At 69.2% G+C, this 25,902-nt stretch carries 22 protein-coding genes and 1 tRNA gene; 17 read left to right on the top strand and 6 right to left on the bottom strand.

Annotation, left to right across the window (positions count from 1 at the left end; genetic code table 11):
- Positions 1 to 77 precede the first annotated feature (77 nt).
- From LIN44_RS12085 to LIN44_RS12050, 8 genes are all read left to right on the top strand, one after another.
- Entirely contained in the window at positions 78 to 1,049 is a 972-nt protein-coding gene (locus LIN44_RS12085; protein ID WP_025582220.1) for an acetyl-CoA carboxylase carboxyltransferase subunit alpha, read from the top strand.
- Positions 1,015 to 2,481, top strand: coding sequence for a tRNA lysidine(34) synthetase TilS (gene tilS, locus LIN44_RS12080; protein WP_370641565.1), 1,467 nt, complete (start codon positions 1,015 to 1,017; stop codon positions 2,479 to 2,481). Before LIN44_RS12085 ends, tilS begins: the two co-directional genes overlap by 35 nt.
- Positions 2,482 to 2,624: 143 nt before the next feature.
- Positions 2,625 to 3,878 carry an aspartate kinase gene (locus tag LIN44_RS12075; protein ID WP_012352495.1) on the top strand — a complete coding sequence of 418 codons (1,254 nt, stop codon included), beginning with the start codon at positions 2,625 to 2,627 and terminating at the stop codon, positions 3,876 to 3,878.
- Positions 3,879 to 4,007: 129 nt separating this feature from the next.
- Positions 4,008 to 4,101 (top strand) — tRNA-Ser (locus tag LIN44_RS12070).
- A gap of 283 nt (positions 4,102 to 4,384) precedes the next feature.
- Entirely contained in the window at positions 4,385 to 5,314 is a 930-nt protein-coding gene (locus LIN44_RS12065; protein WP_227312283.1) for an adenylate/guanylate cyclase domain-containing protein, read from the top strand.
- Between the two features lie 217 nt (positions 5,315 to 5,531).
- Positions 5,532 to 9,035, top strand: coding sequence for a pyruvate carboxylase (locus tag LIN44_RS12060; protein WP_227314389.1), 3,504 nt, complete (start codon positions 5,532 to 5,534; stop codon positions 9,033 to 9,035).
- Between the two features lie 253 nt (positions 9,036 to 9,288).
- The gene (locus LIN44_RS12055; protein ID WP_227312282.1) at positions 9,289 to 9,864 is read left to right on the top strand and encodes an acyloxyacyl hydrolase; all 576 of its coding nucleotides are present in this window, start codon (positions 9,289 to 9,291) and stop codon (positions 9,862 to 9,864) included.
- A gap of 133 nt (positions 9,865 to 9,997) precedes the next feature.
- On the top strand, positions 9,998 to 10,873 hold the full coding sequence (locus LIN44_RS12050; RefSeq protein ID WP_227312281.1) for a pirin family protein: 876 nt from the start codon (positions 9,998 to 10,000) through the stop codon (positions 10,871 to 10,873).
- A 66-nt stretch (positions 10,874 to 10,939) separates the two neighbouring features.
- On the opposite strand, the gene LIN44_RS12045 is transcribed toward LIN44_RS12050, so the two are convergent.
- Positions 10,940 to 11,338 carry a Zn-ribbon domain-containing OB-fold protein gene (locus LIN44_RS12045; protein WP_116382429.1) on the bottom strand — a complete coding sequence of 133 codons (399 nt, stop codon included), beginning with the start codon at positions 11,336 to 11,338 and terminating at the stop codon, positions 10,940 to 10,942.
- Positions 11,339 to 11,355: 17 nt separating this feature from the next.
- The gene (locus LIN44_RS12040; protein ID WP_227312280.1) at positions 11,356 to 12,522 is read right to left on the bottom strand and encodes a thiolase domain-containing protein; all 1,167 of its coding nucleotides are present in this window, start codon (positions 12,520 to 12,522) and stop codon (positions 11,356 to 11,358) included.
- Positions 12,523 to 12,776: 254 nt separating this feature from the next.
- On the opposite strand from LIN44_RS12040, the gene LIN44_RS12035 reads away from it, so the two are divergent.
- From LIN44_RS12035 to LIN44_RS12000, 8 genes are all read left to right on the top strand, one after another.
- Positions 12,777 to 13,535, top strand: a complete 759-nt coding sequence (locus tag LIN44_RS12035) for an IclR family transcriptional regulator (RefSeq protein ID WP_227312279.1) — start codon at positions 12,777 to 12,779, stop codon at positions 13,533 to 13,535.
- Positions 13,536 to 13,755: 220 nt separating this feature from the next.
- Positions 13,756 to 15,393, top strand: a complete 1,638-nt coding sequence (locus LIN44_RS12030; RefSeq protein ID WP_227312278.1) for an ABC transporter substrate-binding protein — start codon at positions 13,756 to 13,758, stop codon at positions 15,391 to 15,393.
- Positions 15,394 to 15,432: 39 nt separating this feature from the next.
- Complete coding sequence (locus LIN44_RS12025) at positions 15,433 to 16,404, top strand: ABC transporter permease (protein ID WP_012352504.1); 972 nt, start codon at positions 15,433 to 15,435, stop codon at positions 16,402 to 16,404.
- A 54-nt stretch (positions 16,405 to 16,458) separates the two neighbouring features.
- The gene (locus LIN44_RS12020) at positions 16,459 to 17,406 is read left to right on the top strand and encodes an ABC transporter permease (protein WP_227312277.1); all 948 of its coding nucleotides are present in this window, start codon (positions 16,459 to 16,461) and stop codon (positions 17,404 to 17,406) included.
- A 10-nt stretch (positions 17,407 to 17,416) separates the two neighbouring features.
- Positions 17,417 to 18,379, top strand: a complete 963-nt coding sequence (locus LIN44_RS12015) for an ABC transporter ATP-binding protein (protein ID WP_227312276.1) — start codon at positions 17,417 to 17,419, stop codon at positions 18,377 to 18,379.
- On the top strand, positions 18,376 to 19,335 hold the full coding sequence (locus LIN44_RS12010) for an ABC transporter ATP-binding protein (protein WP_227312275.1): 960 nt from the start codon (positions 18,376 to 18,378) through the stop codon (positions 19,333 to 19,335). The genes LIN44_RS12015 and LIN44_RS12010 overlap by 4 nt, the downstream gene beginning before the upstream one ends.
- A 161-nt stretch (positions 19,336 to 19,496) precedes the next feature.
- The gene (locus tag LIN44_RS12005; RefSeq protein ID WP_227312274.1) at positions 19,497 to 20,534 is read left to right on the top strand and encodes a porin; all 1,038 of its coding nucleotides are present in this window, start codon (positions 19,497 to 19,499) and stop codon (positions 20,532 to 20,534) included.
- Positions 20,535 to 20,536: 2 nt separating this feature from the next.
- The gene (locus tag LIN44_RS12000; RefSeq protein ID WP_227312273.1) at positions 20,537 to 21,415 is read left to right on the top strand and encodes an N-formylglutamate amidohydrolase; all 879 of its coding nucleotides are present in this window, start codon (positions 20,537 to 20,539) and stop codon (positions 21,413 to 21,415) included.
- Positions 21,416 to 21,427: 12 nt separating this feature from the next.
- On the opposite strand, the gene LIN44_RS11995 is transcribed toward LIN44_RS12000, so the two are convergent.
- The 3 genes from LIN44_RS11995 to wrbA are packed head-to-tail and all read right to left on the bottom strand — an operon-like array spanning position 21,428 to position 23,869.
- Positions 21,428 to 22,846 (bottom strand): FAD-binding oxidoreductase, encoded by a 1,419-nt coding sequence (locus LIN44_RS11995; protein WP_227312272.1) that lies wholly within the window; start codon positions 22,844 to 22,846, stop codon positions 21,428 to 21,430.
- Between the two features lie 19 nt (positions 22,847 to 22,865).
- Positions 22,866 to 23,270 carry a DUF2069 domain-containing protein gene (locus tag LIN44_RS11990; protein WP_227312271.1) on the bottom strand — a complete coding sequence of 135 codons (405 nt, stop codon included), beginning with the start codon at positions 23,268 to 23,270 and terminating at the stop codon, positions 22,866 to 22,868.
- Positions 23,267 to 23,869 carry an NAD(P)H:quinone oxidoreductase gene (gene wrbA / locus LIN44_RS11985; protein WP_092313672.1) on the bottom strand — a complete coding sequence of 201 codons (603 nt, stop codon included), beginning with the start codon at positions 23,867 to 23,869 and terminating at the stop codon, positions 23,267 to 23,269. The genes LIN44_RS11990 and wrbA overlap by 4 nt, the downstream gene beginning before the upstream one ends.
- 187 nt (positions 23,870 to 24,056) lie before the next feature.
- Between wrbA and LIN44_RS11980 the strand changes: the two genes are divergently transcribed.
- Complete coding sequence (locus LIN44_RS11980) at positions 24,057 to 25,397, top strand: YihY family inner membrane protein (RefSeq protein WP_227312270.1); 1,341 nt, start codon at positions 24,057 to 24,059, stop codon at positions 25,395 to 25,397.
- A 113-nt stretch (positions 25,398 to 25,510) separates the two neighbouring features.
- Here LIN44_RS11980 and LIN44_RS11975 read toward each other — a convergent pair whose 3' ends face one another.
- Entirely contained in the window at positions 25,511 to 25,828 is a 318-nt protein-coding gene (locus LIN44_RS11975; RefSeq protein ID WP_227312269.1) for an Mpo1-like protein, read from the bottom strand.
- Positions 25,829 to 25,902: the final 74 nt, after the last annotated feature.

The following is a 25,902-nucleotide window of genomic DNA, read 5'->3' as shown; positions in this document are numbered from 1 at the left end:
CGCTATCCGGCAGGCGCTAAGATAGCGGCCAAATTCCGGTAGAATGCGCCCCTTCACAGACAGGTACGTGTGATTTTATGAAAACCACCTTCCTGGATTTTGAGCAGCCCATTGCCGAACTCGAGGCAAAGATCGAAGAACTGCGCTTCGTGCAGGACGATTCGGCTGTCGATATTTCCGAAGAGATTTCGCGGCTGGCCGGCAAGAGCCAGCAGCTGACCAAAGACATCTATGCCAACCTGACCCCGTGGCAGGTTGCGCAAATCGCCCGCCACCCCCAGCGCCCCTATACGCTGGACTACGTGCGCGAGATCTTTACCGATTTCCACGAACTGCACGGCGACCGCACCTTTGCCGACGACCTGTCGATCATCGGCGGGCTGGCGCGCTTCAATGGCCAGTCGTGCATGGTGATCGGGCACCAGAAGGGCCGCGACACGAAAGAGCGCGCCATGCGCAATTTCGGCATGCCCAAGCCCGAGGGCTACCGCAAGGCCAAGCGCCTGATGGAACTGGCCGACAAGTTCGGCCTGCCGATCTTCACCTTCGTCGACACCCCGGGCGCATTCCCCGGCATCGACGCCGAAGAGCGCGGCCAGTCCGAGGCCATCGGCCATAACCTGTATGTGATGGCCGGCCTCAAGGTGCCGCTGATCGCCACCATCATCGGCGAAGGCGGTTCGGGCGGCGCGCTGGCCATCGCCGTGGGCGACGTGGTGCAGATGCTGCAGTTCGCCACCTACGCGGTGATCTCGCCGGAAGGCTGCGCCTCGATCCTGTGGAAGACCGCCGAGAAGGCGCCCGAGGCCGCCGAGGCACTGGGCCTGACCGCGCACCGGCTGAAGGCGCTGGGCCTGATCGACAAGATCGTGAGCGAGCCGCTGGGCGGCGCGCATCGCGACTACAAGGGCATGGCGGCGCTGCTCAAGCGCTCGCTGGCCGAGTCGCTGCGCCAGTTCCAGGGCATGAGCGTGAAGGAGTTGCAGGCGCGCCGCTACGAGCGCCTGCTGGCCTATGGCAAGTTCAAGGAAACCGGCGCCCAGGACTGACCCGTCCGCGCGCCTGACCGACAAGGTCGCACAGGCCCTGCAGGCCAGTGCGGCCTTTGTTGTTTCTGGCGCCGCGACGGCGGCGGCGCCGACGATTGCGGTGGCGCTGTCGGGCGGGCGCGACTCGGTTGCGCTGCTGCATGCCGCGCGCGCGGCGGTGGCCCGGGCGGGCGAGGGGACGGGCGAAGGGGGGCGCGTGGTCGCGCTGCACGTCCACCACGGCTTGCAGGCCGAGGCCGACGACTGGGACCGCTTCTGCGCCGCGCTGTGCACGCAGTGGCAGGTGGGCTATTTCGTGCGGCGCGTGTCGGTGCGGCCGGCGGCGGGCGAGGGCGTCGAAGCCGCCGCGCGCCGCGCGCGCTACGCCGCGCTGGCGGCGATGTGCGCCGACAGCGGCGCGCGCCTGCTGCTGTTTGCCCACCACCAGGACGACCAGGTCGAGACCGTGCTGCTGCGGCTGTTCCGCGGTGCCGGCGTGGCCGGCATGGCGGGCATGCCGGCGCTGCGCCCGCTGGACCCGCGCAGCGGCGTGATGCTGCTGCGTCCGTGGCTGGAGGTGCCCCGCGCCGGCATCGAGGCCTACTGCGCCGCCAACGGGCTGCAATGGGTCGACGATCCGTCCAATGCCGATGAGCGCTACGCGCGCAACGCCTTGCGCGCGCAGCTGCCAGCGCTGCAGGCGGCGTTTCCGGGGCTGGCCGCCAACGTGGTGCAGGCGGCCGCGCATTTTGCCCAGGCCGGCGCGCTGATCGACCAGCTGGCCGCCACCGCGCTGGCGACCCTGGTGCGTGCCGGCCGCGACGCCGACACGCTGTCCGAACTCGACCTGCCGGGCCTGCGCGCCTTGCCTGCGGCGCAGGCCGACGCGGTGCTGCGGCTGTGGCTGCGCGACCTCGGCGTGCGCGCTCCCTCGACCGCGCGGCTGGCGGCGATGCGCGTGCAACTGGTGGCGCACGCCGGCGGCGAGCCGGCGATCGCGCACGAGGGCCTGGTGCTGCGCCGCTTCCGCGAGCGCGTGCTGGCCTGCGTGCCGCCGCCGGCGGTGGCGCCGGCGCCGGTGCTGCTGGACTGGCGCGGCGAGGCCCGTATCGTGGTGCCGGCCTGGCGCGGCGAACTCCGTTTCGTGCGCGACGACACCTTCGGCGTGCCCGAAGCGGTGCTGCGGCAGCCGTTGCGCCTGGCCGCGCGCAGCGGCGGCGAGCGCATCGTGCTGCGCCCCGGCGGCCCGGCCCGGGCGCTGAAGCAGGCCTGCCAGGAAGCCGGCATTCCCGCCTGGCGCCGGGCCTGGCTGCCGCTGCTGTGGGCCGGCGGCACGCTGGTGCTGGCCGCCGGCCTGGGCATGCATCGCCGCTGGCCAGATGCCGCGCCGGCGCCGCGCTGGCGCGTGGCGTGGCATGCGCAGGCGCCCGCCGTGGCGATGCCGCCGCGCTGACCTTGCCGAAGTGCGGATCGATGGCCGTCCGGCAGTCGCCCGCATCACATCCGCTGCGCCGTTGACCCCGCGTGTGCCTTGCCTGACCGGGCCGCTTCGTGTATTTTCAAGGGCTTTGCACAATCGCTGGCGTCGACAAGAAGATGGCTCTCATCGTTCACAAATACGGCGGCACTTCGATGGGTTCCACGGAACGCATCAAGAATGTCGCCAAGCGCGTGGCCAAGTGGCACCGCGCCGGTCACCGCGTAGTCGTGGTGCCTTCGGCCATGTCGGGCGAGACCAATCGCCTGCTGGGACTCGCCAAGGAAATTTCGCCCCAGCCCGATCCGCGTGAACTGGACATGCTCGCCTCCACCGGCGAACAGGCCAGCGTGGCGCTGCTCGCGATCGCCCTGCACGGCGAGGACATCGACGCCGTCAGCTACACCGGCTGGCAGGTTCCGGTGAAGACCGATTCGTCCTACACCAAGGCCCGCATCGAATCGATCGACGACGAGCGCATCCTGGCCGACCTCGACGCCGGCCGCGTGGTGGTGATCACCGGCTTCCAGGGCATCGACGACGACGGCAACATCACCACGCTGGGCCGCGGCGGCTCGGACACCTCGGCCGTGGCCATCGCCGCCGCCATCGAAGCCGACGAGTGCCTGATCTACACCGACGTCGACGGCGTCTACACCACCGACCCGCGCGTGGTCGAGGACGCGCGCCGCCTGGACCAGATCACCTTCGAGGAAATGCTGGAAATGGCCAGCCTGGGCTCCAAGGTGCTGCAGATCCGCTCGGTGGAGTTCGCCGGCAAGTACCGCGTCAAGACCCGCGTGCTGTCGTCGCTGACCGACCCGCTTATGCCGCTCGAGCAGGAAATGCACTCGGGCACGCTGATCACTTTTGAGGAAGAAGACTCCACCATGGAAGCCGCTGTCATCTCCGGCATCGCCTTTGCCCGCGACGAAGCCAAGATCACCGTCCTGGGCGTGCCCGACAAGCCCGGCATCGCCTACCAGATCCTGGGCCCGGTCGCCGACGCCAATATCGACGTCGACATGATCATCCAGAACCAGTCCGTCGACGGCAAGACCGACTTCACCTTCACCGTGCCGCGCGGCGAGTACCAGCGCGCGCTGGCGATCCTGAACGACGGCGTGAAGGCGCACATCGGCGCCGGCAGCGTGTCGGGCGACCCCAAGGTGTCGAAGGTGTCGGTGGTGGGCGTGGGCATGCGCTCGCACGTCGGCATCGCCAGCAAGATGTTCCGCACGCTGTCGGAAGAGGGCATCAACATCCAGATGATCTCCACCTCGGAAATCAAGATCTCGGTGCTGATCGACGAGAAGTACATGGAACTGGCCGTGCGCGCGCTGCACAAGGCCTTCGAACTGGAACAGGCGTGATCCGTTCGTGAGCTTTTCTGGCGAGGCCGCAAAATTTGTGTTGAGTCATCGATTTTTCATTGACCAACCCAAGCGGCATCGCTAGAATACGCGCTTCGTTGTGTGGCTCCCTCGCACAACGCAAGTTTGGGAGACGTGGCCGAGAGGTCGAAGGCACTCCCCTGCTAAGGGAGCATCCGGGCCAAAACCTGGATCGAGGGTTCGAATCCCTCCGTCTCCGCCAATGACAACCGTCCTTGGCGGCGGAACCCCGGAAGATCGCGGTCTTCCGGGGTTTTGTTTTTTCGGGCCCGCGCAACGCGCCTCGCATGCCATCTGGCTTGCGCCTGTCCTGGCATCCCCTCCTGGCATCCCGTCCTGGCATCCCCTCCTGGCGTCCCTCTCCCCGGCACGCTCCAGATTCATATTGAGCATCGGCTTTGCCGGTGCCAGAATTCCCTGCATGCGGGGCGTGGCGCCGGCATCTGGCCGGCGTTGCCGCCCGGGGTTTGGCGGGACGGATCGGGATGCACATGGGCCGGGAACTGCTGCACCAGGCGTCGGAAGGGTCGGTACTGTTCGCGGATGTCAGCGGCAGTACGCGGCTCTATGAAAGGGCGGGCAATGCCGCCGCCCTTGCCGCGGTCGGCCGTTGTCTCGGTGCGATGAAATCGTGTTCCGAGGCCTCGCAAGGCCGGCTCATCAAGACCATCGGCGACGAGATCATGGTGCTGTTTCCCTGCGCCGAGCAGGCCTTGCAGGCGGCACTGGAGATGCAGCGCGCGGTGGCCGAACTGCCGCCGTTGGCGGGCTTCACCATGTCGTCCCACATCGGCTTCCACCACGGCCCGATCCTGTTCGATGCGTCGGGCGATATCTTCGGCGATGCCGTAAACCTCGCCGCCCGGCTGTCCGGGCTCGCCGCGCGCGGACAGATCATCACCAGCAAGGATGCGGTGGCGGACCTGCCGGCGCCGCTGCGCCAGATGACGCGCTACCTGTACCCGATCCACGTGCGCGGCAGGGCGCGGCCGGTGGAGTTGTACGAGGCGATCTGGCAACCGGCCACCGACCTGACCCTGGTCGCGGAATTCAAGGAACCGTTGCCGAGCGCCGCCTTTCTGACGCTGCGCTATCGGGACACGGTGGTCGAAATGAACGCCGCCTCGGCGCCGGTCACCATCGGGCGTGACGCCGGCATGACCATCGTGGTGTCGGACCGCCTCGCGTCCCGCTTCCAGGCCATGGCCGAGCCCCGCGCCGGCCGGTACGTGCTGATCGACCGCAGCTCGAACGGCACCCATGTCAGCATGGACGGCGGCGAGCCATTCATTTTGCGCCGCGACGAGGTCACGCTGAGGGGTCACGGCTGGATCGGCTTCGGGCAGTGGAGCGGGCCGAGCCCCGAGTGCATCGAATTCGCCCTGCACGTGGACAAGACTGGGGCGGCGCGATAGCCGGATGTCGTGGCGGAATGCCAGGGAATTTCAGTTTTGAATTCCATGCAGGCCTTTCCGCGTGGAAAAGCTCTTGTCAATCAACAAGCGTGCCGGTGGCTCGTTTCTTGCGCCCGGCTTGCGGGCGCAGGCGCAAGCCGTATTCCGCGTGCCATCCGCAACTCCACCTTACCCGACCTTCCGGTCATCGCGCACGGAGGGCCATTTTCTTGCCGCCATGGACTACCGCCCGATCCAATCCCTGCTGATTGCCAACCGCTCCGAGATCGCGATCCGCGTGATGCGCGCGGCCGCCGAGATGAACGTCCGCACGGTGGCGGTCTATTCGAAGGAGGACCGCCTCGCGCTGCATCGCTTCAAGGCGGACGAGAGCTACCTGGTCGGCGCGGGCAAGAAGCCGCTGGCGGCCTATCTCGATATCGACGACATCCTGCGCATTGCGCGGCAGGCGCAGGTCGACGCGATCCATCCGGGCTACGGCTTCCTGTCGGAGAACCCGGATTTCGCGCAGGCCGTGATCGACGCCGGCATCCGCTGGATCGGCCCGTCGCCCGAGGTGATGCGCAAGCTTGGCAACAAGGTGGCGGCGCGCAACGCGGCGATCGAGGCGGGCGTGCCGGTGATGCCGGCGACCGATCCGCTGCCGCATGACCTCGACGCGTGCAAGCGCCTGGCGGCCGGCATCGGTTATCCGCTGATGCTCAAGGCGAGCTGGGGCGGTGGTGGCCGCGGCATGCGCGTGCTGGAGAGCGAGCAGGACCTGGAGGGGGCGCTTGCGGCCGCCCGGCGCGAGGCGCTGGCCGCGTTCGGCAACGACGAGGTCTACGTCGAGAAGCTGGTGCGCAACGCGCGCCACGTCGAGGTGCAGGTGCTGGGCGACACGCACGGCAACCTGGTGCACCTGTACGAGCGCGACTGCACCGTGCAGCGGCGCAACCAGAAGGTGGTCGAGCGCGCGCCGGCGCCTTATCTCGACGATGCCGGCCGCAGCGCACTGTGCGGGTCGGCGTTGCGGCTGATGCGCGCGGTCGGCTACACCCATGCCGGCACGGTCGAGTTCCTGATGGATGCGGACTCGGGCCAGTTTTATTTCATCGAAGTCAACCCCCGCATCCAGGTCGAGCACACGGTCACCGAGATGGTTACCGGCATCGATATCGTCAAGGCGCAGATCCGCATCACCGAGGGCGGCCATATCGGCATGACCGAGAACACCCGCGATGCCGACGGCAAGATCGTGGTGCGCGCCGCGGGCGTGCCGGTGCAGCAGGATATCCGCCTGAACGGCCACGCGCTGCAATGCCGGATCACCACCGAGGACCCGGAGAACGGCTTCCTGCCGGACTACGGGCGCCTGACCGCGTATCGCAGCGCCGCGGGCTTCGGCGTGCGGCTCGATGCGGGCACCGCCTACGGCGGCGCGGTGATCACGCCGTACTACGACTCGCTGCTGGTCAAGGTCACCACCTGGGCGCCGACCGCGCCGGAATCGATGCGGCGCATGGACCGCGCGCTGCGCGAGTTCCGCATCCGCGGCGTCGCGTCCAACCTGCAGTTCCTCGAGAACGTCATCAACCATCCCGCGTTCCGCGCCGGCGACGTCACCACGCGCTTCATCGACAAGACCCCGGAGCTGCTGGCCTTTGCCAGACGCCAGGACCGCGCCACCAAGCTGCTGCGCTACCTGGGCGAAATCAGCGTCAACGGGCATCCCGAACTGCGCGGGCGCGCGCTGCCGTCGCTGCCGCTGCCCGCGCCGGTGCTGCCGGCCGTCGACACCAGCGCGGCGCTGCCTTACGGCACGCGCGACCGGCTGCGCGAGCTCGGCGCGGAGAAGTTCTCGCGCTGGATGCTGGAACAGAAGCGCGTGCTGCTGACCGACACCACCATGCGCGACGCGCACCAGTCGCTGTTCGCCACGCGCATGCGCACCGCCGACATGCTGCCGATCGCACCGTTCTATGCGCGCGAGCTGTCGCAGCTGTTCTCGCTGGAGTGCTGGGGCGGCGCCACCTTCGACGTGGCGCTGCGCTTCCTCAAGGAAGACCCGTGGCAGCGCCTGGAGCAACTGCGCGAGCGCGTGCCCAACGTGCTGTTCCAGATGCTGCTGCGCGGCTCCAACGCGGTCGGCTACACCAACTATGCCGACAACGTGGTGCGCTTCTTCGTGCGCCAGGCGGCCGGCGCCGGTGTCGACGTGTTCCGCGTGTTCGATTCGCTCAACTGGGTGCGCAATATGCGCGTGGCGATCGATGCGGTCTGCGAGAGCGGGGCGCTGTGCGAAGGCGCGATCTGCTATACCGGCGACCTGTTCGACCCCAGGCGTTCCAAGTACGACCTGAAGTACTACGTCGGCATCGCGCGCGAGCTGCAGCAGGCCGGCGTGCACGTGCTGGGCATCAAGGATATGGCCGGCATCTGCCGGCCGCAGGCCGCCGCCGCGCTGGTCAGGGCGCTCAAGGAAGAGACCGGGCTGCCGGTGCATTTCCACACGCACGACACCAGCGGCATCTCGGCCGCGTCGGCGCTGGCCGCGATCGAGGCGGGCTGCGATGCGGTCGACGGCGCGCTCGACGCGATGAGCGGGCTGACCTCGCAGCCCAACCTGTCGAGCATCGCCGCGGCGCTGGCCGGCAGCGAGCGCGATCCCGGCCTGGACCTGGAGCGCCTGCACGAGGCGTCGATGTACTGGGAAGGGGTGCGCCGCTACTACGCACCGTTCGAATCCGAGATCCGCGCCGGTACCGCCGACGTCTATCGCCACGAGATGCCAGGCGGCCAGTACACCAACCTGCGCGAGCAGGCGCGCTCGCTCGGCATCGAGCACCGCTGGACCGAGGTCTCGCGCGCCTATGCCGAGGTCAACCAGATGTTCGGCGATATCGTCAAGGTGACGCCGACCTCCAAGGTGGTCGGCGACCTGGCGCTGATGATGGTGGCCAATGACCTGAGCGCCGCCGATGTATGCGATCCGGCCAGGGAGATTGCCTTCCCGGAATCGGTGGTGTCGCTGTTCCGGGGCGAACTCGGCTTCCCGCCCGACGGCTTCCCCGCGGCGCTGTCGCGCAAGGTGCTGCGCGGCGAGCCGCCCGCGCCGTACCGCCCCGGCGACCAGATCGCGCCGGTCGACCTCGACGCGGCCCGCGCCGCCGGTGAAGCGGCGTGCGAGCAGCCGCTCGACGACCGCCAGCTGGCCTCGTACCTGATGTATCCCAAGCAGGCCGCCGAGTACCACGCGCATGTGCGCCAGTACAGCGATACCTCGGTGGTGCCCACGCCGGCGTACCTGTACGGCCTGCAGCCGCAGGAAGAAGTGGCCATCGACATCGAACCCGGCAAGACCCTGCTGCTGTCGCTGCAGGGCACCCATCCCGATGCCGACGAAGGCAAGATCAAGGTCCAGTTCGAGCTGAACGGGCAGTCGCGCACCACGCTGGTCGCGCAGCGCAGCACCGCGCAGGCCGCGCTGTCGCGGCAGAGCCGGCCGGTGGCCGAGCCCGACAATCCGCTGCATGTCGCCGCGCCGATGCCGGGCTCGATCGTGACGGTGGCGGTGCAGCCCGGCCAGCGCGTGGCCGCTGGCACCACGCTGCTGGCGCTGGAGGCGATGAAGATGGAAACCCATATCGCCGCGGACCGCGATTGCGAGATTGCCGCGGTGCATGTGAAGGCCGGGGATCGGGTGGCGGCGAAGGACCTGCTGGTGGAATTGAAGGGCTGACATCGGCGGCGTGGCCCGCCGCTGGGCCAGAGCCAGCGTTGCGTGGAACCCCCGGAAGACCACGGTCTTGCCGTAATGCCGTTCAGTCAAGTGACCGTCGTCGTGTCGCGCATCGTCATATTGTTCCTGCGATGAAACACTGTGTTTGCCTGGCGGAGGCTTCTCCAATGCCGAAGCGCTGCTATCGTGTTGAGCCGTGATCAATACAATGCGGTGGCGCGTCAATCTCGCAGGCGCTGCCCGACAGATACGGATGTCAGTGAAGAAAAACACATTGTCAGGGGGGCTGCCGCGCGCGGCTCTGGTGTCGATTACGGCTGGCCTGCTGGCGCTGCCGTCCGCCGCCGGCGCTGCGGCATTCTCGATGCAGGCGGGCTATGGGCGCGACAACCGCCACGGCGTGGAGAAATACGAGGTGTCGGCGCGCTGGGACGAGATCGTGCAGTGGCAGCTGTCGAGCCGGCTGGCGCTGGCGCTGGACGGCGAGGTCAATGTCGCCAACTGGCGCGCGCTGTCGTCGCGGCCGTCGAGCCAGCTGACGGAGTTCGGCGTGTCGCCGATCTTCCGGCTCAGTTACGCGGGGGAATACGCCACGCCGTTCGTCGAAGCCTCGGTGGGCCTGCGCGTGCTGACCGACACCGAGATCGCCGGCGGCCATCGCATGGGCTCGGCGTTCCAGTTCTCCGACATGATCGGCGTCGGCGTCGCCTTCGGCAAGGCGCAGCGGCTGACGATCGGCTACCGCTTCCAGCACCTGTCCAATGCCGGGATCCAGGACCCCAATCCCGGCACCAACTTCAGCATGGGCTACGTGCGCTACCGCTTCTGATCGCTGGCGGCATCGTTCCAGCGGCAGGACGCTGCATCGCAATCCCGCCGCCTACCGCACGCTGGCCGCGGCACCTATCATCGCTTCATGGATCATTGCCTGGCATGCGAGCCGGGCATACTCGGAGATCGACATGAAGCGCATTCTGGGTGTCTACAGCGCACCGCGTCCGCACTGGGTCGGAGATGGTTTCCCGGTGCGTTCGATGTTCTCGTACACCAGCCACGGCAAGCAGCTCAGCCCGTTCCTGCTGCTCGACTACGCCGGCCCGGCCGACTTCACGCCGACGCAGCGCCCGCGCGGCGTGGGCCAGCATCCGCACCGCGGTTTCGAGACCGTCACCATCGTCTACAAGGGCGAGGTCGCGCACCGCGACTCGACCGGGCAGGGCGGGGTCATCGGTCCGGGCGACGTGCAATGGATGACGGCGGGCGCCGGCATCCTGCACGAAGAGTTCCACTCGCCCGCGTTCGCGCAAAGCGGCGGCGCGCTGGAGATGGTGCAGCTGTGGGTCAACCTGCCGGCGCGCGACAAGATGGCCGCGCCGGGCTACCAGGCCATCGTCGACCGCGATATCCCGGCGGTGACGATGCCCGACGGCGCCGGCACGGTGCGCGTGATCGCCGGCGAATACGAAGGCAAGCGTGGGCCGGCGCGCACCTTTACGCCGATGCATGTGTGGGACATGCGCCTGAACCAGGGCGCCGCCACGCGGCTGGCGCTGCCCGAGGGCTGGCATACCGCGCTGGTGGTGCTGCGCGGCAAGGTCACGGTCAACGCCGAGGCCACCGTGCGCGATGCCGAGATGGTGGTGCTGGATGGCGCCGGCGATGCCGTCAGCATCGAGGCCGGCACCGATGCGGTGGTGCTGCTGCTCAGCGGCGAGCCGATCGACGAGCCCATCGTCGGCCACGGCCCGTTCGTGATGAACACCGAGGCGGAGATTGCCGAGGCGTTCCGCGACTTCAGCAGCGGCAGGTTCGGCAGCATGGGCGCCGGCCAGCGGTAAGCGGCTGGCGGCAGGCAGCTGGCGCAGCGCCGGCTGCCGGCCGCGCCGCTAGCCTCGCGCTCTGCTTCAGGCGAGCGTAAAGGTCGGCACCGGCGCGCCGCCGTCGCTGGGCGAGAACTTGACCTGCACCTTCTGGCCGATCCGCACCGTGTCGAGATCGCAATCGACGATATGGGTCATCATGGTCACGCCTTCATCCAGCTTGACGTAGGCGATGCAGAACGGGTTGGGGCCGGCGCGGCGCGTCACGCTGTAGGTATAGATGGTGCCGCGGCCGCTGGCCTGCTTCCAGGAGGTGGTGCCCATGCAGAACGGGCACAGCACGCGCGGGTACCAGTGGGGTTTGCCGCAGTCGTCGCAGACCTTGACCAGCAGCTTGCCCTCGCGCGCGGCCTGCCAGAACGGCAGGTTGTCGGGCTGTTCGTCGGGCGCCTTGTAGACGGCTGGGATGTGTGGGGTGGTCATGTCAGTGCTCCCGCGCTTTATTCACGTTCAAGGATCAGGGTGGCGCTGCCGTGGCGCGAGCCCAGGTAGCCGCCGGTGCCCTGCGCCAGCGCGAGGTCGCAATTGGCGACCTGCACCGCGGGGTGGGCCTCGCCACGCAGCTGGCGCACGGCTTCGATGACCTTGGTGATGCCGCCGCGGTTGGCCGGGTGGTTGTTGCACAGGCCGCCGCCATCGGTATTGAACGGCAGCTTGCCGACGCCGGAGATCAGGTTGCCGTCGGCGACGAACCTGCCGCCTTCGCCCTTCTGGCAGAAGCCCAGGTCTTCCAGCTGCATCAGCACGGTGATGGTGAAGCTGTCGTAGATCGACGCGTACTTGATGTCGGCCGGGGTCACGCCCGCTTCGGCAAACGCCGTCGCGCCCGAGAAGCGCGCGCCCGACCAGCTCAGGTCGACTTCGCCGCCGAGCTGGCCCTTGATGTATTCGCCGGCGCCGCGGATCTTCACCTTGGGCCGCTGCAGCGTGGCGGCGATCTCCGGGCGGGCGACGATCAGCGCGCCGCCGCCGTCCGACACCACGCAGCAATCCAGCTTGTGCAGCGGGTCCGAGATCATCGGCGAGTTCAGCACGTCTTCGACCGTGACCACGTCGCGCAGCATCGCGTGGGGGTTGTGCTGCGCGTGGTGCGACGCGGCCACCTTGACCCAGGCGAGTTGCTCGGCGGTGGTGCCGTACTCGTGCATATGGCGCATCGCCGCCATCGCGTACAGGTTGACCGTGACCGGGCTGAACGGGCTTTCGAACGGCAGGTCGGGCAGGTTGGCGCCCCAGTTGCGCGCCTGCGTGCCGGTGGAGCCCTCCGAGCGCGGGCGGCCCGCCAGCGTGATCAGCGCGACGTTGCACTTGCCGGCGGCGATCGCCTGCGCGGCGTGCGAGACATGGACCAGGTAGGCGGAGCCGCCGGTGTCGGTCGAATCGACATGGCGCACCTTCAGGCCGAGGTAGTCGACCATGTTGACCGCGCCCAGCCCGGGCGCGTCGCCCGCGCAGAAATAGCCGTCGACGTCGGCCAGGGTCAGGCCGGCGTCCTGCAGCGCGCCCTTGGCGCTCTCGGCGTGCAGTTGCGCCACGGTCTTGTCCGGTGCCTTGCGGGTCGGGTGCTCGTAGGCCCCGACGATGTAGGCCTTGCCGTTGATGCTCATCTGTTCTCCTTCGGTGCGTCAGGTGGTGCCAGCGCGAGGGCGGGTGGGGCGGGACGGGCGCGAGGCTGGCACGGCGATCCCGAGAGTATTGCGTAGCTTGCCCGCCGCGTTGTATTCGGAAGTGCCGAAGGGTGTATTCGTTGCAGGCGGGGATGGTGCCATTGAAGCCTGGCGCGAGGCACTTGCAGCGCGAACGATTGCGGCGACCGCTACAATCTGCGCTGGATATTTCTGAATCTAGACGAAAAGGATCGATGACCTACATCGTTGAAGCGGTGGACGAGGCCCTGGGCCTGCTGATGCTGGTGGCCGAGCACCCATCGCTGGGCGTGACCGAACTGGCACGGCGCGCCGGGCTGACCAAGGCGCGCGCGTTCCGGCTGCTGACCACGCTGGAGCACCGCGGGCTGATCGCGCGCGAGTCGCCGGCGGCGGTCTACAAGCTCAGCTACAACGCGCTGCTGGTGGGCAATGCCGCGCGCGAGCAGTTCGACCTGGTCAAGCTGGTGGGCCCGCGGCTGGCGGCGATCGGCGCGGCCTGCGGCGAGAACGTGATCGTGCGCGTGCGCGACGGGCTCGAGTCGGTGTGCGTGGCGCGGCACGAGTCGACGCAATCGGTGCGGGTGCATACCGAGATCGGCAACCGCCGGCCGCTGCATGTGGGCGCCTCCGGCAAGCTGCTGCTGGCCTTCGCCGGGCCCGAGGTGCTGGAGGCCGTGCTGGCGCAACAGCTCGAACGCTTCACCGCCAAGACCATCATCGAGCCGCAGGCGCTGCGCGAGGAACTGGCGGCGATCCGTGCGGCCGGCTATGCGGTGTCGGTGGGCGAGCGCGATGCCGACGCCATCTCCGCCGCGGCGCCGCTGCGCGACCACAGCGGCGCCGCGGTGGCGTCGCTGAGCATTGCCAGCCCGGCCAGCCGCACCACGCAGCAGGCGCTGGACCGCCATGTGGCGATGGTGGTGGCGGAGGCCGCCAACCTGTCGCGCGCGCTCGGTTACGCGGGCGGCTGAACCAGCCCTCCAGCCCTGCAGCCCTCCTGGCCCCCAGCCCTGCATCGCGCGGCCACGTGCCGCGCACTTCCTGTCCCAAACGGCGCTTCGGCGCCGTTTTTTTTGCCTGTTGCGCGTCCCGGGGGTAAACCCTTCTTACCGGGACTGGCCTCGATGTCTTATTCTTCGATACACGGTATCACTGAATGAAACAATGTATCGGGAAGCGAACCACCCCACCATGTCCACCCCTGCCGTCAACCCGGCGTCGCGCCTCGCCGCCGCCGTCCTCGCCACGCTAACTGCCGCAGCGCTGCTTGCCGGCGCGAACGCCGCGCGGGCGGCCGACCTGCGCATCGGCTACAAGGCCGAGATCAGCGCCGCGGATCCCCATGTGCTCGACGCCGCCGGGCGCAACCTGTGGGGCCACGTGTACGAGACCCTGGTCGGCCTCGACAACGCGCTGCGCCCGGTGCCGCAGCTGGCCACTGCCTGGCACCAGCTGGACGACCGCACCTGGGAGTTCCAGCTGCGTGCCGGCGTGCGCTTCAGCAATGGCGAGCCGTTCACCGCCGAGGACGCGCGCTACTCGATCGAGCGCGCCATGAAGCTGCCCGGCGCACGCACCTTCCGCACCTACCTGAAGTCGGTGGCGGCGGTGGAGGTCACCGGGCCGCTGGTGTTGCGGGTGCGCACGCGCTCGCCCAACCCGGTGCTGCCGCAGAACCTGGGCATGGTGGCGATGCTGCCGCGCTCGCTCGGCGCGGGCGTGCGCGAAGCCGATTTCGCCCATGGCAGCGCCGCCATCGGCACCGGACCGTACCGGCTGGTGGCGTGGGAGCACGGCCAGCAGCTGACGCTGTCGCGCAATCCGGGCTACTGGGGCGGGCCGCAGCCGTGGCAGCGGGTGGTGTTCCAGTTCATCCCGAAGGAGCCGGCGCGGGCCTCGGCGCTGCTGTCCGGGCTGGTGGACGTGATCGACGCCTCGTCGGCCAGCATTGCCGAGGCCTTCGCGCGCACCAACGGCCGCATCCGCGTCGTCTCCGCCACCTCGTACATGCTGAACTACCTGCAGCTGGACCAGGCCCGCGCGGTCTCGCCCTATGTGCAGGACCACGCCGGCCAGCCGCTGGCGGCCAACCCGCTGCGCGACGTGCGGGTGCGGCAGGCGATCAGCCTGGCGATCGACCGCGACCTGATCGCGGCGCGCGTCACCAAGGGCGATTCGGTGCCGGCCGGGCAGATGGTGCCGCAGGGCTTCTTCGGCTTTGCCCCGGAGGTGCCGGCGCCGCGCGCCGACGTCGGGCGGGCGCGCTCGCTGCTGGCGCAGGCCGGCTATCCGCAGGGCTTCCGCCTGACGCTGCATTGCCCCAACGACCGCTACCTGAACGACGCCAAGACCTGCGAGGCGGTCGGCCAGATGCTGACCCGCGCCGGCATCCGCACCGAGGTGCGCACGCTGCCGTACTCGGTCTATATCACCCGCGCCACCTCGGGCGGCGCCGGCGGCAAGCCCGAGTTCAGCGCCTTCCTGCTTGGCATCGGCGCGGTCAGCGGCGATTCGCTGGAGCCGCTGGTGGCGGTGGCGCACGCGCAGGACAAGGCCGCCGGCCTGGGCGCGAACAACCGCAGCGGCTATGCCAACGCGGCCGTCGACGCATTGATCGAGCAGGCCATGCGCACCATGGCGCCGGCCCCGCGCGAGCTGGCGCAGCAGGACGCGGCAGAGCGGCTGGCGGCCGACGCCGGCATCGTGCCGCTGCATCACCTGCGCGCGGCCTGGGCCTATCGCGACGGGCTCGCGGTGCAGCCGCGCAGCGACGGCTTTACCTATGCTGGCAACATCCGCCCGGCGCCGCCGGCCGCGCCGCAACGCTGAGCGCGCCAACCCGTATCCGCATCCCCACCGGCTTCTACCATGCTTGAAACCCTACTGAAACGGCTGCTGCAGAGCATCGCGGTGCTCTGGATCATGTCGGTGCTGACGTTCTGCGCGGTCAACCTGATCGGCGATCCCGTGCACCTGCTGGTCAGTCCCACCGCCACCGAGCAGGAGATCACCGAGGCGCGCCATGCGCTCGGCCTGGACCTGCCCGTGCCGCAGCAGTACCTGCGTTTTCTCGAGGGCGCGCTGCACGGCGACCTCGGCGACTCCTTCGTCTACAACCGGCCCGCGATCGAGCTGATCGTCAGCCGCGTGCCGGCCACGCTGGAGCTGGCGGTGACGGCGCTGCTGCTGTCGCTGGGCATCGGCATCCCGATGGGCGTCTACGCCGGCCTGAAGCCGCACAGCCGGCTGGCGCGGATGCTGATGGCGGCTTCGCTCGGCGGCGTGATCATGCCGACGTTCTGGATCGGCATGATCGGCATCCTGGTGTTCTCGGTGAACCTGGGCTGGCTGCCGTCGGGCGGGCGCGGGCCGGTCAGCACGGTGCTGGGCGTGCCGCTGTCGGTGACCAGCTGGGAGGGCATCCGCTTCCTGCTGCTGCCGGCGCTGACGCTGTCGCTGTTCAAGATCTCGCTGGTGGCGCGGCTGACCGAGGCCGGCACGCGCGAGGTGGCGGGGCAGGAGTACATCAAGTTTGCCCGCGCCAAGGGCGTGGGCGGCGCGCGGCTGGTGCTGCGCCACGTGGTGCCCAACGTGCTGATCCCGATCGTGACCGTGGTCGGGCTGGAGTTCGGCCACCTGATCGCGTTCTCGGTGGTGACCGAGTCGGTGTTCTCGTGGCCCGGCATGGGCAAGCTGATCATCGATTCCGTGCTGGCGCTGGACCGCCCGGTGGTGGTGGCCTACCTGCTGGTCACGCTGTTGCTGTTCGTCGTGCTGAACCTGGTGGTCGACCTGCTGTACGTGGTGCTCGACCCGCGCCTGCGGCACAAGGCGGCCTAGCCGCGCGCCGCCTCCATTCCCCGCTATCGAAGACCCAAGAACGAGACTGAACCGATGTCCCTGCCTCTGTCCGAAACCGATGAAGCCAGTCCCGCGCTCCCAGCGGTCGCGCCGGCGCCAGCCGCCGCGCCGCCGGCACGACCTTCGCTGCTGCGGCGCTTCTGCGCCAACCGAGTCTCCGCCGCCGCGCTGGCATTGCTGCTGGTGCTGCTGCTGGTGGCCGTGCTGGCCCATGCGCTCAGCCCGCAGAACCCCTATGACCTTGCCACGGTGTCGGTGATCGACTCCGAACTGCCGCCGGGCAGCACCGGCTATGAAGGCCAGGCGCACTACTGGCTCGGCACCGACGGCGCCGGGCGCGACCTGCTCAGCGCCATCTTCTACGGCATTCGCATCAGCGTGGGCGTGGGCGTGATCAGCGCGGTGGTGGCGCTGATGGTGGGCAGCGCGGTGGGGCTGGCCGCGGCCTACTTCGGCGGCGTGGCCGACGCCGCCATCATGCGCGTGGTCGACCTGCAGCTGAGCCTGCCGGCGGTGCTGGTGGCGCTGATCCTGCTGGCAGTGCTGGGGCAGGGCGTCGACAAGACCCTGCTGGCGCTGGTGATCGTGCAGTGGGCCTACTTTGCCCGCACCGTGCGCGGCGCGGCGCAGGTGGAGCGGCGCAAGGAGTATGTCGAGGCCGCGCTGGGCCAGGGGCTGCCGGCGCTGCGCGTGATGTTCCGCCATATCCTGCCCAACTGCATGGCGCCGCTGGTGGTGACCGGCACGCTGCAGATCGCGCATGCGATCACGCTCGAGGCCACCATGAGCTTCCTCGGCATCGGCCTGCCGCGCACGCAGCCGTCGCTGGGCATGCTGATCGCCAACGGCTTCGAATACATGCTGTCGAACAAGTACTGGATCAGCGTGTTCCCGGGCGTGGCCCTGGTGCTGCTGATCGGCTCGATCAACCTGGTGGGCGACCGCCTGCGCCGCGTGCTCAACCCGCGGCTGGAAGCGTAAGGAGCCCGCCATGGCACTACTGGAAGTTGCGGGACTGAGCACCAGCTTCGCGTTCGCGCACGGTGCGGTGAAGGCGGTCGACGGCGTGTCGTTCACGCTGGAGCCGGGCGAGATCCTGGGCATCGTGGGGGAGTCCGGCTCGGGCAAGTCGGTGACGGCGTTCTCGCTGATGAATCTGCTCGACCCGCCCGGGCGCGTCACCGGCGGTTCGGTGCGCTTCAAGGGGCAAGAGCTGCTGGCGTGCTCGCCGCGCCAGTGGCAGGCGCTGCGCGGCGACCGCATCGCGATGGTGTTCCAGGATCCGATGATGTCGCTCAACCCGGTCATGCGCGTCGGCGACCAGCTGGCCGAGACCGTGCTGGTGCACCACCGCCGCACCCGCGCGCAGGCGCATGCGCAGGCGGTCGATGCGCTGGCGCGGGTCGGCATCCCGGCGCCGCAGGAGCGCATGCGCGCCTATCCGCACGAGCTCTCCGGCGGCATGCGCCAGCGCGTGGCGATCGCCAACGCGCTGATCAACCGGCCCGACCTGATCATCGCCGACGAGCCCACCACCGCGCTCGACGTCACCATCCAGGCGCAGATCCTCTACGAGATGAAGCAGCTGGTGCGCGAGACCGGCGCCGCGGCGATCTGGATCAGCCACGACCTGGCGGTGGTCAAGGACCTGGTCGACCGCGTCTGCGTGATGTACGCCGGCCGGGTGGTGGAGCAGGGGCCCGTCGAGCAGCTGATCCGGCGGCCGCTGCATCCGTACACGCGCGGCCTGCTCGATTCGCTGCCGACGCCGGCGATGCGCGGCGCCACGCTGCGCGCGATTCCGGGCGCGGCGCCGGCGCTGGCCGCGCTGCCGCCAGGCTGCGCCTTCGCACCGCGCTGCCCGCGCGCGCGCGCCGCGTGCGCCCAGATTCCTGTCGAAACCACTGTGCGCGGCCGCACGCTGCGCTGCTTTTATCCCCTGGAGGCGGCATGACGGTCATGCTCGAAGCGCACAACCTGCAGAAACGCTTTCTGCTCAAGCCCGGACTGCTCGCGCGCATGGCCGGCAAGCCGGCGCAGGCGGTGCATGCCGTCAACGATGTCTCGCTGCAGGTGCGCCAGGGCGAGGTGCTGGGCGTGGTCGGCGAGTCCGGCTGCGGCAAGTCCACGCTGGGCCGCATGCTGGCGGGCCTGCTGCCGCAGACCGGCGGCGAGATCGCCTGGGAGGGCCAGCGCGCCGACATTGCTTCCGCCGCTTATCACCGCGCGGTGCAGATGGTGTTCCAGAACCCCTATGCGTCGCTGAACCCGCGCCTGCGCATCGGCCAGGCCATCACCGAAGGCGCGGTCTACCACGGCCTGATCAAGCGCTCGCGCGCGGCCGCGACCGCCGGCGAGCTGCTGCAGCAGGTGGGACTCGATCGCGGCTATGCCGAGCGCTATCCGCACGAGTTCTCCGGCGGCCAGCGCCAGCGCGTGGCGATCGCGCGCGCGCTGGCGCTGCGCCCGCGCCTGCTGATCTGCGACGAGGCCGTGTCCGCGCTCGATGTCTCGGTGCAGGCGCAGATCATCAACCTGTTCATGGAGCTGCGGCGCGAGCACGCGCTGACCTATGTCTTCATCAGCCACAACCTGGCGGTGGTGGAGCATATGTCGGACCGCGTGGTGATCATGTACCTGGGCCGCATCGTCGAAAGCGGCGCCGCGCGCGAGGTGTTCGCCGCGCCCAACCATCCCTATACGCGCGCGCTGCTGGCCGACGCCCCGCGCCTGGGCGCGACGCCGCCCGCGCACCAGCCGATCCGCGGCGAGCTGCCCAGCCCGCTGGCGCCGCCAAGTGGCTGCGCCTTCCATCCGCGCTGCCCGCACGCGAGCGCACGCTGCAAGACGGAGGTGCCGCTGCTGCGCGATATCGGCGGACGCCTGTCCGCCTGCCACCTGAATGACTAGATAGCCGCCGCCAGGCGCGGCGCGCTCACGCTCCCGGTCGAACGACCCCATCCCGCCTGCGCGGGATGGGCGGGAGCGTGCGCGCTGCGCGGGCAGACCACGCGGCAGTTGCACCACAGAGGGGGATTTTTTGCATGAAACCACGCAGAGGGAGCAGGAGCATGAACGGTATCCACGCCAGGCGCGCACTCGGACGCGCCTGCTTCGGCGGCGCGCTGGCGCTGCTGTCGGCCGCGGCCGACGCCACGGTGACGCTGTACGGCCGCATCGACACCGACATCGAATACCAGAAGGGGCCCGACGGGCGGGCCACGCAGATGGCCGACAACGCTTCGCGCTGGGGCCTGCGCGGCAACGAAGAGCTGGGCGGCGGCCTGCGCGCGGCATTCGGCCTGGAGCAGGGCTTCGGCGCCGACAACGGCGTCGCCACCAACCCGCAGTTCCGCCATGCCTTCGTCGGCCTGCAGGGCGGCTTCGGCGCGATCGCGCTGGGCCGGCTGGATTCGGCGACGATCGTGGGCTCGCCGATCTATTCGCAGGTGACGCAGAACATCGACTTCGCCATCCATGATGCCGGCGCCACCGCGATCGGCACCAAGGTGCTGAATGCGCGCAACCGCGTGTCGAATGCGCTCGGCTATATGACGCCAAGCTTCGGCGGCTTCTCGGTGCGGGCGCGCATGAACCTGGCGGGGCCGGATTCGACCACGCCCAATACCCGGCCGCCGCTGCAGGCGGAGGACGATTTCCGGCAATTCGACCTGGGCCTGAACTACGCCGCCGGCAAGTTCGCGGCGGGGCTTGGCTATTCGCGCGATGCCAAGAGCGGCGGCCTGGTCGCCAATGATTTCCGCGACAAGGTGCAGGCGGTGGCTTCATACGACTTCTCCGTGGTCAACCTCTACGGCATCGTCGGGCGCGACCGCTACGCCGGCACCGCGGCCACGCGCACCGACGTGCCGTACTGGCTGGTCGGCTTCTCGGTGCCGTACGGCGCGCACAAGCTCACTGTCAACTACATGCAGCGCGCGGTGCAGCGCGACCCGCAGGGCCGGCTCAGCAAGGTGCAGGCCGGCTACGGCTACAGCCTGAGCAAGCGCACCATGCCCTATGTCTTCTTTGACCGCGAGGATCCCAACTCGCACAAGCCCGGCGACACCGTGACCACGGTGGGCGTGGGCATCCAGCACAAATTCTGACCATGACGCTTCCGTATTCCCTGACTGAACCGGCCGGGGCGGCGCTGCCGCTGGTGGTGGATTCTCCGCACAGCGGCCTGCTGCATGCCGAGACGCTGCCGCTGGCCGCGCCGCCCGCGGCCTTGCTGAGCGGCTGGGACGCCTATGTCGACCAGCTGTTCGCGCATGCGCCGCGGGTGGGCGGCACCTTGCTGTGCGCGGACTTCCCGCGCTGGCTGGTCGACGTCAACCGCGCCCGCGACGATATCGACCCCGACCTGATCGATGGCGCCATGCCTTATGAAGTGCGCCCCAGCGACAAGTCGGGCCGCGGCATGGGCGTGCTGCGCCGGCTGGCGCTGCCGGGCGTGCCGGTCTATGCCGAGACCCTGTCGCCGCACATGGCGGAATACCTGCTCAAGACCTACTACGACCCGTACCATGCCGCGCTGTCCGGACTGCTGGCCCAGCACCATGCGCGCGCGGGTGCGGTGTGGCATCTCGACTGCCATTCGATGAAGTCGCGCGGCAATGCGATGAACGTCGACAACGGCGCCGCGCGGCCGGATTTCGTCGTCAGCAACGGCGACGGCGCGACTTGTTCGGCGGAATTCATCGAACTGGTGGCGGAGTGCCTGCGCGGGCTGGGCTACCAGGTGGCCGTCAACTGGCCGTACAAGGGCGCGCAGCTGATCCGCGCCTATGCCGATCCGGCGCAGCGGCGGCACAGCCTGCAGATCGAGATCAACCGGGCGCTGTACATGGACGAGGCCACGCTGGCGCAGCATGCGGGCTTCGCCGTGCTGCGCGGCCATCTCGACGAGCTGCTCGAGCACGTCGCGGCATATATCCACACCGAACTGCGCCACACCGAACAGCGCCACACCGAGCTGCGCCGCTGAGCGCGGGCGCGCTCACACCACCTTGCCGGGATTCATCAGCCCGAGCGGGTCCAGCGCACCCTTGATCGCCCGCATCATGGCAAGTTCGACCTCGCTCTTGTAGTGCCGGTTTTCCTCGCGCTTGAGCTGGCCCAGGCCGTGCTCGGCCGAGATCGAGCCGTTATGCGAGCGCACGCTGTCGTGCACGATGCGGTTGACCTGGTCCTGGTGCGCCAGGAAGTCATCGTGGTCGACGCCTTCGGGCGGCGCCACGTTGTAGTGCAGGTTGCCGTCGCCGAGATGGCCGAAGGTGACCATGCGCGCGCCGGGAAAGGCGTTCTGCAGCAGCGCGTCGGTGCACTCGATAAAGTCCGCGACGCGCGATACCGGCACCGCGATATCGTGCTTGATGTTCTTGCCGTCTTCCACCTGCGCCAGCGGAATGTGCTCGCGCAGGTTCCAGAAGTCGCGCGACTGCTGCACCGACTCCGCCACCACCGCGTCGGCGACCACGCCGGCGTCGAAGGCGGCCGACATCATGGTCTCGAAGATGCCGCGCGCGTGGGCTTCGCTTTCGCTGTCGGACAGCTCCAGCAGCACCAGCTGCGGATGGATGTCGGCGAACGGATAGCGCAGATGCGGGAAGTGCCGCGTCACCAGCGTCATGCTCAGCGCCGACATCAGCTCGAAGCCGGTCAGCATGGCGCCGGCGTGCGACTGCGCGATCGCCAGCAGCGCCAGCGCCGCGCGCGGGCTTTGCACCGCGGCCAGCGCCGTGACCGACGCGCGCGGCAGCGGGAACAGCTTCATTACCGCGGCGGTGATGATGCCGAGCGTGCCTTCGGCGCCGATGAACAGGTCGCGCAGGTCATAGCCGGTGTTGTCCTTGCGCAGCCCGCGCAGCCCGTGCCAGGTTTCGCCGGAGGCCGTCACCACTTCCAGCCCCAGGCACAGTTCGCGCGTGTTGCCGTAGCGCAGCACCGCGGTGCCGCCGGCATTGGTCGACAGGTTGCCGCCGATGGTGCAGCTGCCCTCGGCCGCCAGGCTCAGCGGAAACAGCCGGCCGTGCTCGCGCGCGACTTCCTGCAGCTGCTGCAGCACCACGCCGGCCTCGACCGTGATGGTGTTGTTGAGCGGATCGACCTGGCGGATGCGGTTCAGCCGCTGCAGCGAGATCACCACCTGCGGCATTCCTGCTGCCGGCGTGGCACCGCCGCACAGGCCGGTGTTGCCGCCCTGCGGCACCATGGCGATCCGGTGCGCGTGGCAGGCGTGGACCACTTCGGCAACTTCCGCGGTGGTGCCCGGGCGCAGCACCGCCAGCGCCTCGCCGCGATAGCGCTTGCGCCAGTCGGTCAGGTAGGGCGCCTGGTCGGCCGCGTCGGTCAGCACGTGCTGCGGGCCCAGCGCGGCGCGGCACAGTGCGAGGAAGGAGTCTTGAGGCGAGGTCATGGCGATCGGTGGACGCGGTTCAGGACTTGGGCGCGGCCTTGGCGGCGGCGCGGGCGCGGCGCTTGTACGGGCGCAGGTAGAGGATGGTGCTGGTGAAGAACACCAGCGTCAGCGCCACCTCCACCCACGCCAGCGTGGACGAGGGCGCGCGGTCGCTGGTGGCGCGCACGATGCCCTCGGTGAAGAACAGCAGGATCAGCATCGACGACCACTGCATGGTGTAGCGGTTGCGCGAGAGCACGCCGCGCAGCGGCAGCAGCAGCGGCAGGAACTTGAGGATCAGCCACGAGCCGCCCGGCCGCAGCGGCGCCAGCAGCCATTCCCAGGCAATGCACAGCACCAGCAGCGCCAGCAGGCTGCCCACGCTGAGCCGGTACAGCCACGGGCTGTGCAGGGCCTGGTCGCTGTCGGCGGCGGCCGTCATGCCTGCGCTCCGGCCAGGCGCAGCGCGGTCTGCGCCAGCCGGCGGCCCATGGCCAGGGCCAGCGCCGATTCGTCTTCGGTGACGGGGCCGCGGTTGTCGCCGTGGGCATGGTGGCTGGGGCCGTAGGGCGTGCCGCCGGAGGCCGTCGTCATCAGCCCCTTCTCGGAATAGGGCAGGCCCAGGATCAGCATGCCGTGGTGCAGCAGCGGCAGCATCATCGACAGCAGCGTGGTCTCCTGCCCGCCGTGCAGGCTGCCGGTGGCGGTGAACACGCAGGCGGGCTTGCCGGCGAGCGCGCCCGACAGCCACTGGGCCACGGTGCCGTCGAGGAAGTACTTCACCGGCGCGGCCATGTTGCCGAAGCGGGTGGGGCTGCCCAGCGCCAGCCCGGCGCATTCCTCCAGGTCGCGCAGCTCGGCATAGGGCGGGCCGTCGGCGGGGATCTCCGGCGCGGTGGCCTCGCACACGGTGGAAACCGGCGGCACCGTGCGCAGGCGGGCCTGCGCGCCGGGGACGCTGTCGATGCCGGTGGCGATCAGTTCGGCGAGCTTGCGGGTGCTGCCGTGGCGGCTGTAGTACAGGACGAGGATCTCGGTCATGGAGCGGGATGGCCGACGCTGGGAGGATGGTGAAAGGGCGGTGCGCGGCGGACGCCGGCAACAATGCGCGTATTATAGATGCGCCCCCCGCGCCATCTCCCGATGGTCCCGCGCGGCACGCGCAACGGGGCCATTTTTGAAGTTCGACAGACGATCCGACCAACCACATCCAGGAGGTTGCTTGCGCATGATTGGAGCCCGTGTCGCCCGCCTGCGCCGGGAATGGAACCTGCAAAAGGTACGCGCCCTGGCGCGCTACGCGCTGCGCCGCGCCGGCGAAGACCGGCTGCCGCAGGTCTCGGCCAGCCTGACCTTTACCACCGTGCTGGCGGTGGTGCCGGTGCTGACCGTGGCCTTCGCGCTGCTCGCCGCGTTCCCGGTGTTCCGCGACTTCCGCAACGCCATCGAGGCGTTCCTGTTCCAGAACCTGATCCCCGGCAACGTCAGCGAATCGATCCAGCGCTATCTCGGCATGTTCGCCAAGAGCGCGCGCGGCCTGACCGCGATGGGCCTGGGCGGGCTGATGGTGACCTCGGTGCTGACCATGCTGACGGTGGAAGACGCGCTCAACGCGATCTGGCGCGTCAAGCAGCGCCGCCCGCTGGCGCAGCGGGTGCTGGTGTTCTGGGCGGTGCTGACCTTCGGCCCGGTGCTGATCGGCGCGAGCCTGTCGATCAGCTCCTACCTGATCTCGATCTCGGCCGGCTATGTCGGCACCATGCCGGTGGGACTGGGCCTGCTGGTGGGCGCGGCGCCGGTGCTGCTGTCGGCGCTGGCCTTTGCCTTCCTGTACACGGCGGTGCCCAACGCCTATGTCGAGTGGCGCGATGCCATCGTCGCCGGGCTGGTCGCGGCGGTGGCGTTCGAGTTCGCCAAGCGCGGCTTCGGCTATTTCATCACCGAGATCCCGGCCTACACCGCGGTCTACGGCACCTTCGCCGCGCTGCCGCTGTTCCTGCTGTGGATCTACCTGAGCTGGCTGGTGACGCTGCTGGGCGCGACCATCGCCGCCAACCTGCCGGTGATCCGGCAGGGCTACTGGCGCCGCCGCAGCTTCGCCGGCAGCGAGTTCTTCGACGCATTGGGCGTGCTGCTGCTGCTCTACCGCGCCCGCGACGAAGTGCCGCGCAGCGTCGGCGAACTCGACCTGAGCCGCAAGCTGCGGGTCGAGGCCGACTACCTGGCCAGCCTGCTCGACAAGCTCAAGGCCATGCACCTGGTCGGCCGCCTGCAGCAGGAGCGCGGCCAGGCCCATTGGGCGCTGCTGTGCGACCCGTCGCAGGTGACGTTGCGCACCCTGCATGACCGGCTGGTGCTGAACCTGCCACGGCTGCCGCGCACGGCGCTGGCGCAGCATCTGCGCGGCGCCGATGCGCTCAAGTCGATCCTGGACAATCCGCAGCTGGACCAGACGCTGGAAGCGGTGTTCCGCCAGCAGCCTGTGGATTTGCCGCCGGCACAGGGGGATGGTTCGTTGCAGCGGCGGACGCTGGAGGTGGTGCCGCCGGGGTGGCATGGGCAGGTGTGAGCGGGGTGGACGGCGGCATGCCGCGGCCTTGACTTCGTGGAGACTCCCGCCCTCACCCCGACCCTCTCCCGCAAGCGGGAGAGGGAGTACCCAATCGCGTAAGGGACAGCGCCTCAGAACGGAATCCGTCCCCGCCAGATATCGGCATACATCACCCAATCGCCCATCAGGCTGTAGAGGGGGTGCCGGAACGTAGCCGGCCGGTTCTTCTCGAAGCCGAAATGCCCGACCCAGGCGAAGGCATAGCCGGCCACCACCGCGGCGAGCAGCCACCAGGCATTGCCGGTCACGACCAGCGCCACCAGGCACAGCAGCGCCACCGTCGAGCCGGCGAAATGCAGCCGCCGGCAGGTACGGTTCTGGTGTTCGCTCAGGTAGTAGGGATAGAAGGCCGCGAAATTCTCGAACTCGCGCACGCGGGCGTGGGCCATGGCTGTCTCCGGCAGGTCTTGTTTGCTGCAGTGTAGACCTTCCGTGCCGGGATGTCGTGCGGACGGCCGCCGGC

Source organism: Cupriavidus sp. MP-37, assembly GCF_020618415.1.
Taxonomy (GTDB): domain Bacteria; phylum Pseudomonadota; class Gammaproteobacteria; order Burkholderiales; family Burkholderiaceae; genus Cupriavidus.
This window is presented reverse-complemented; position numbering and strand designations above follow the sequence as displayed.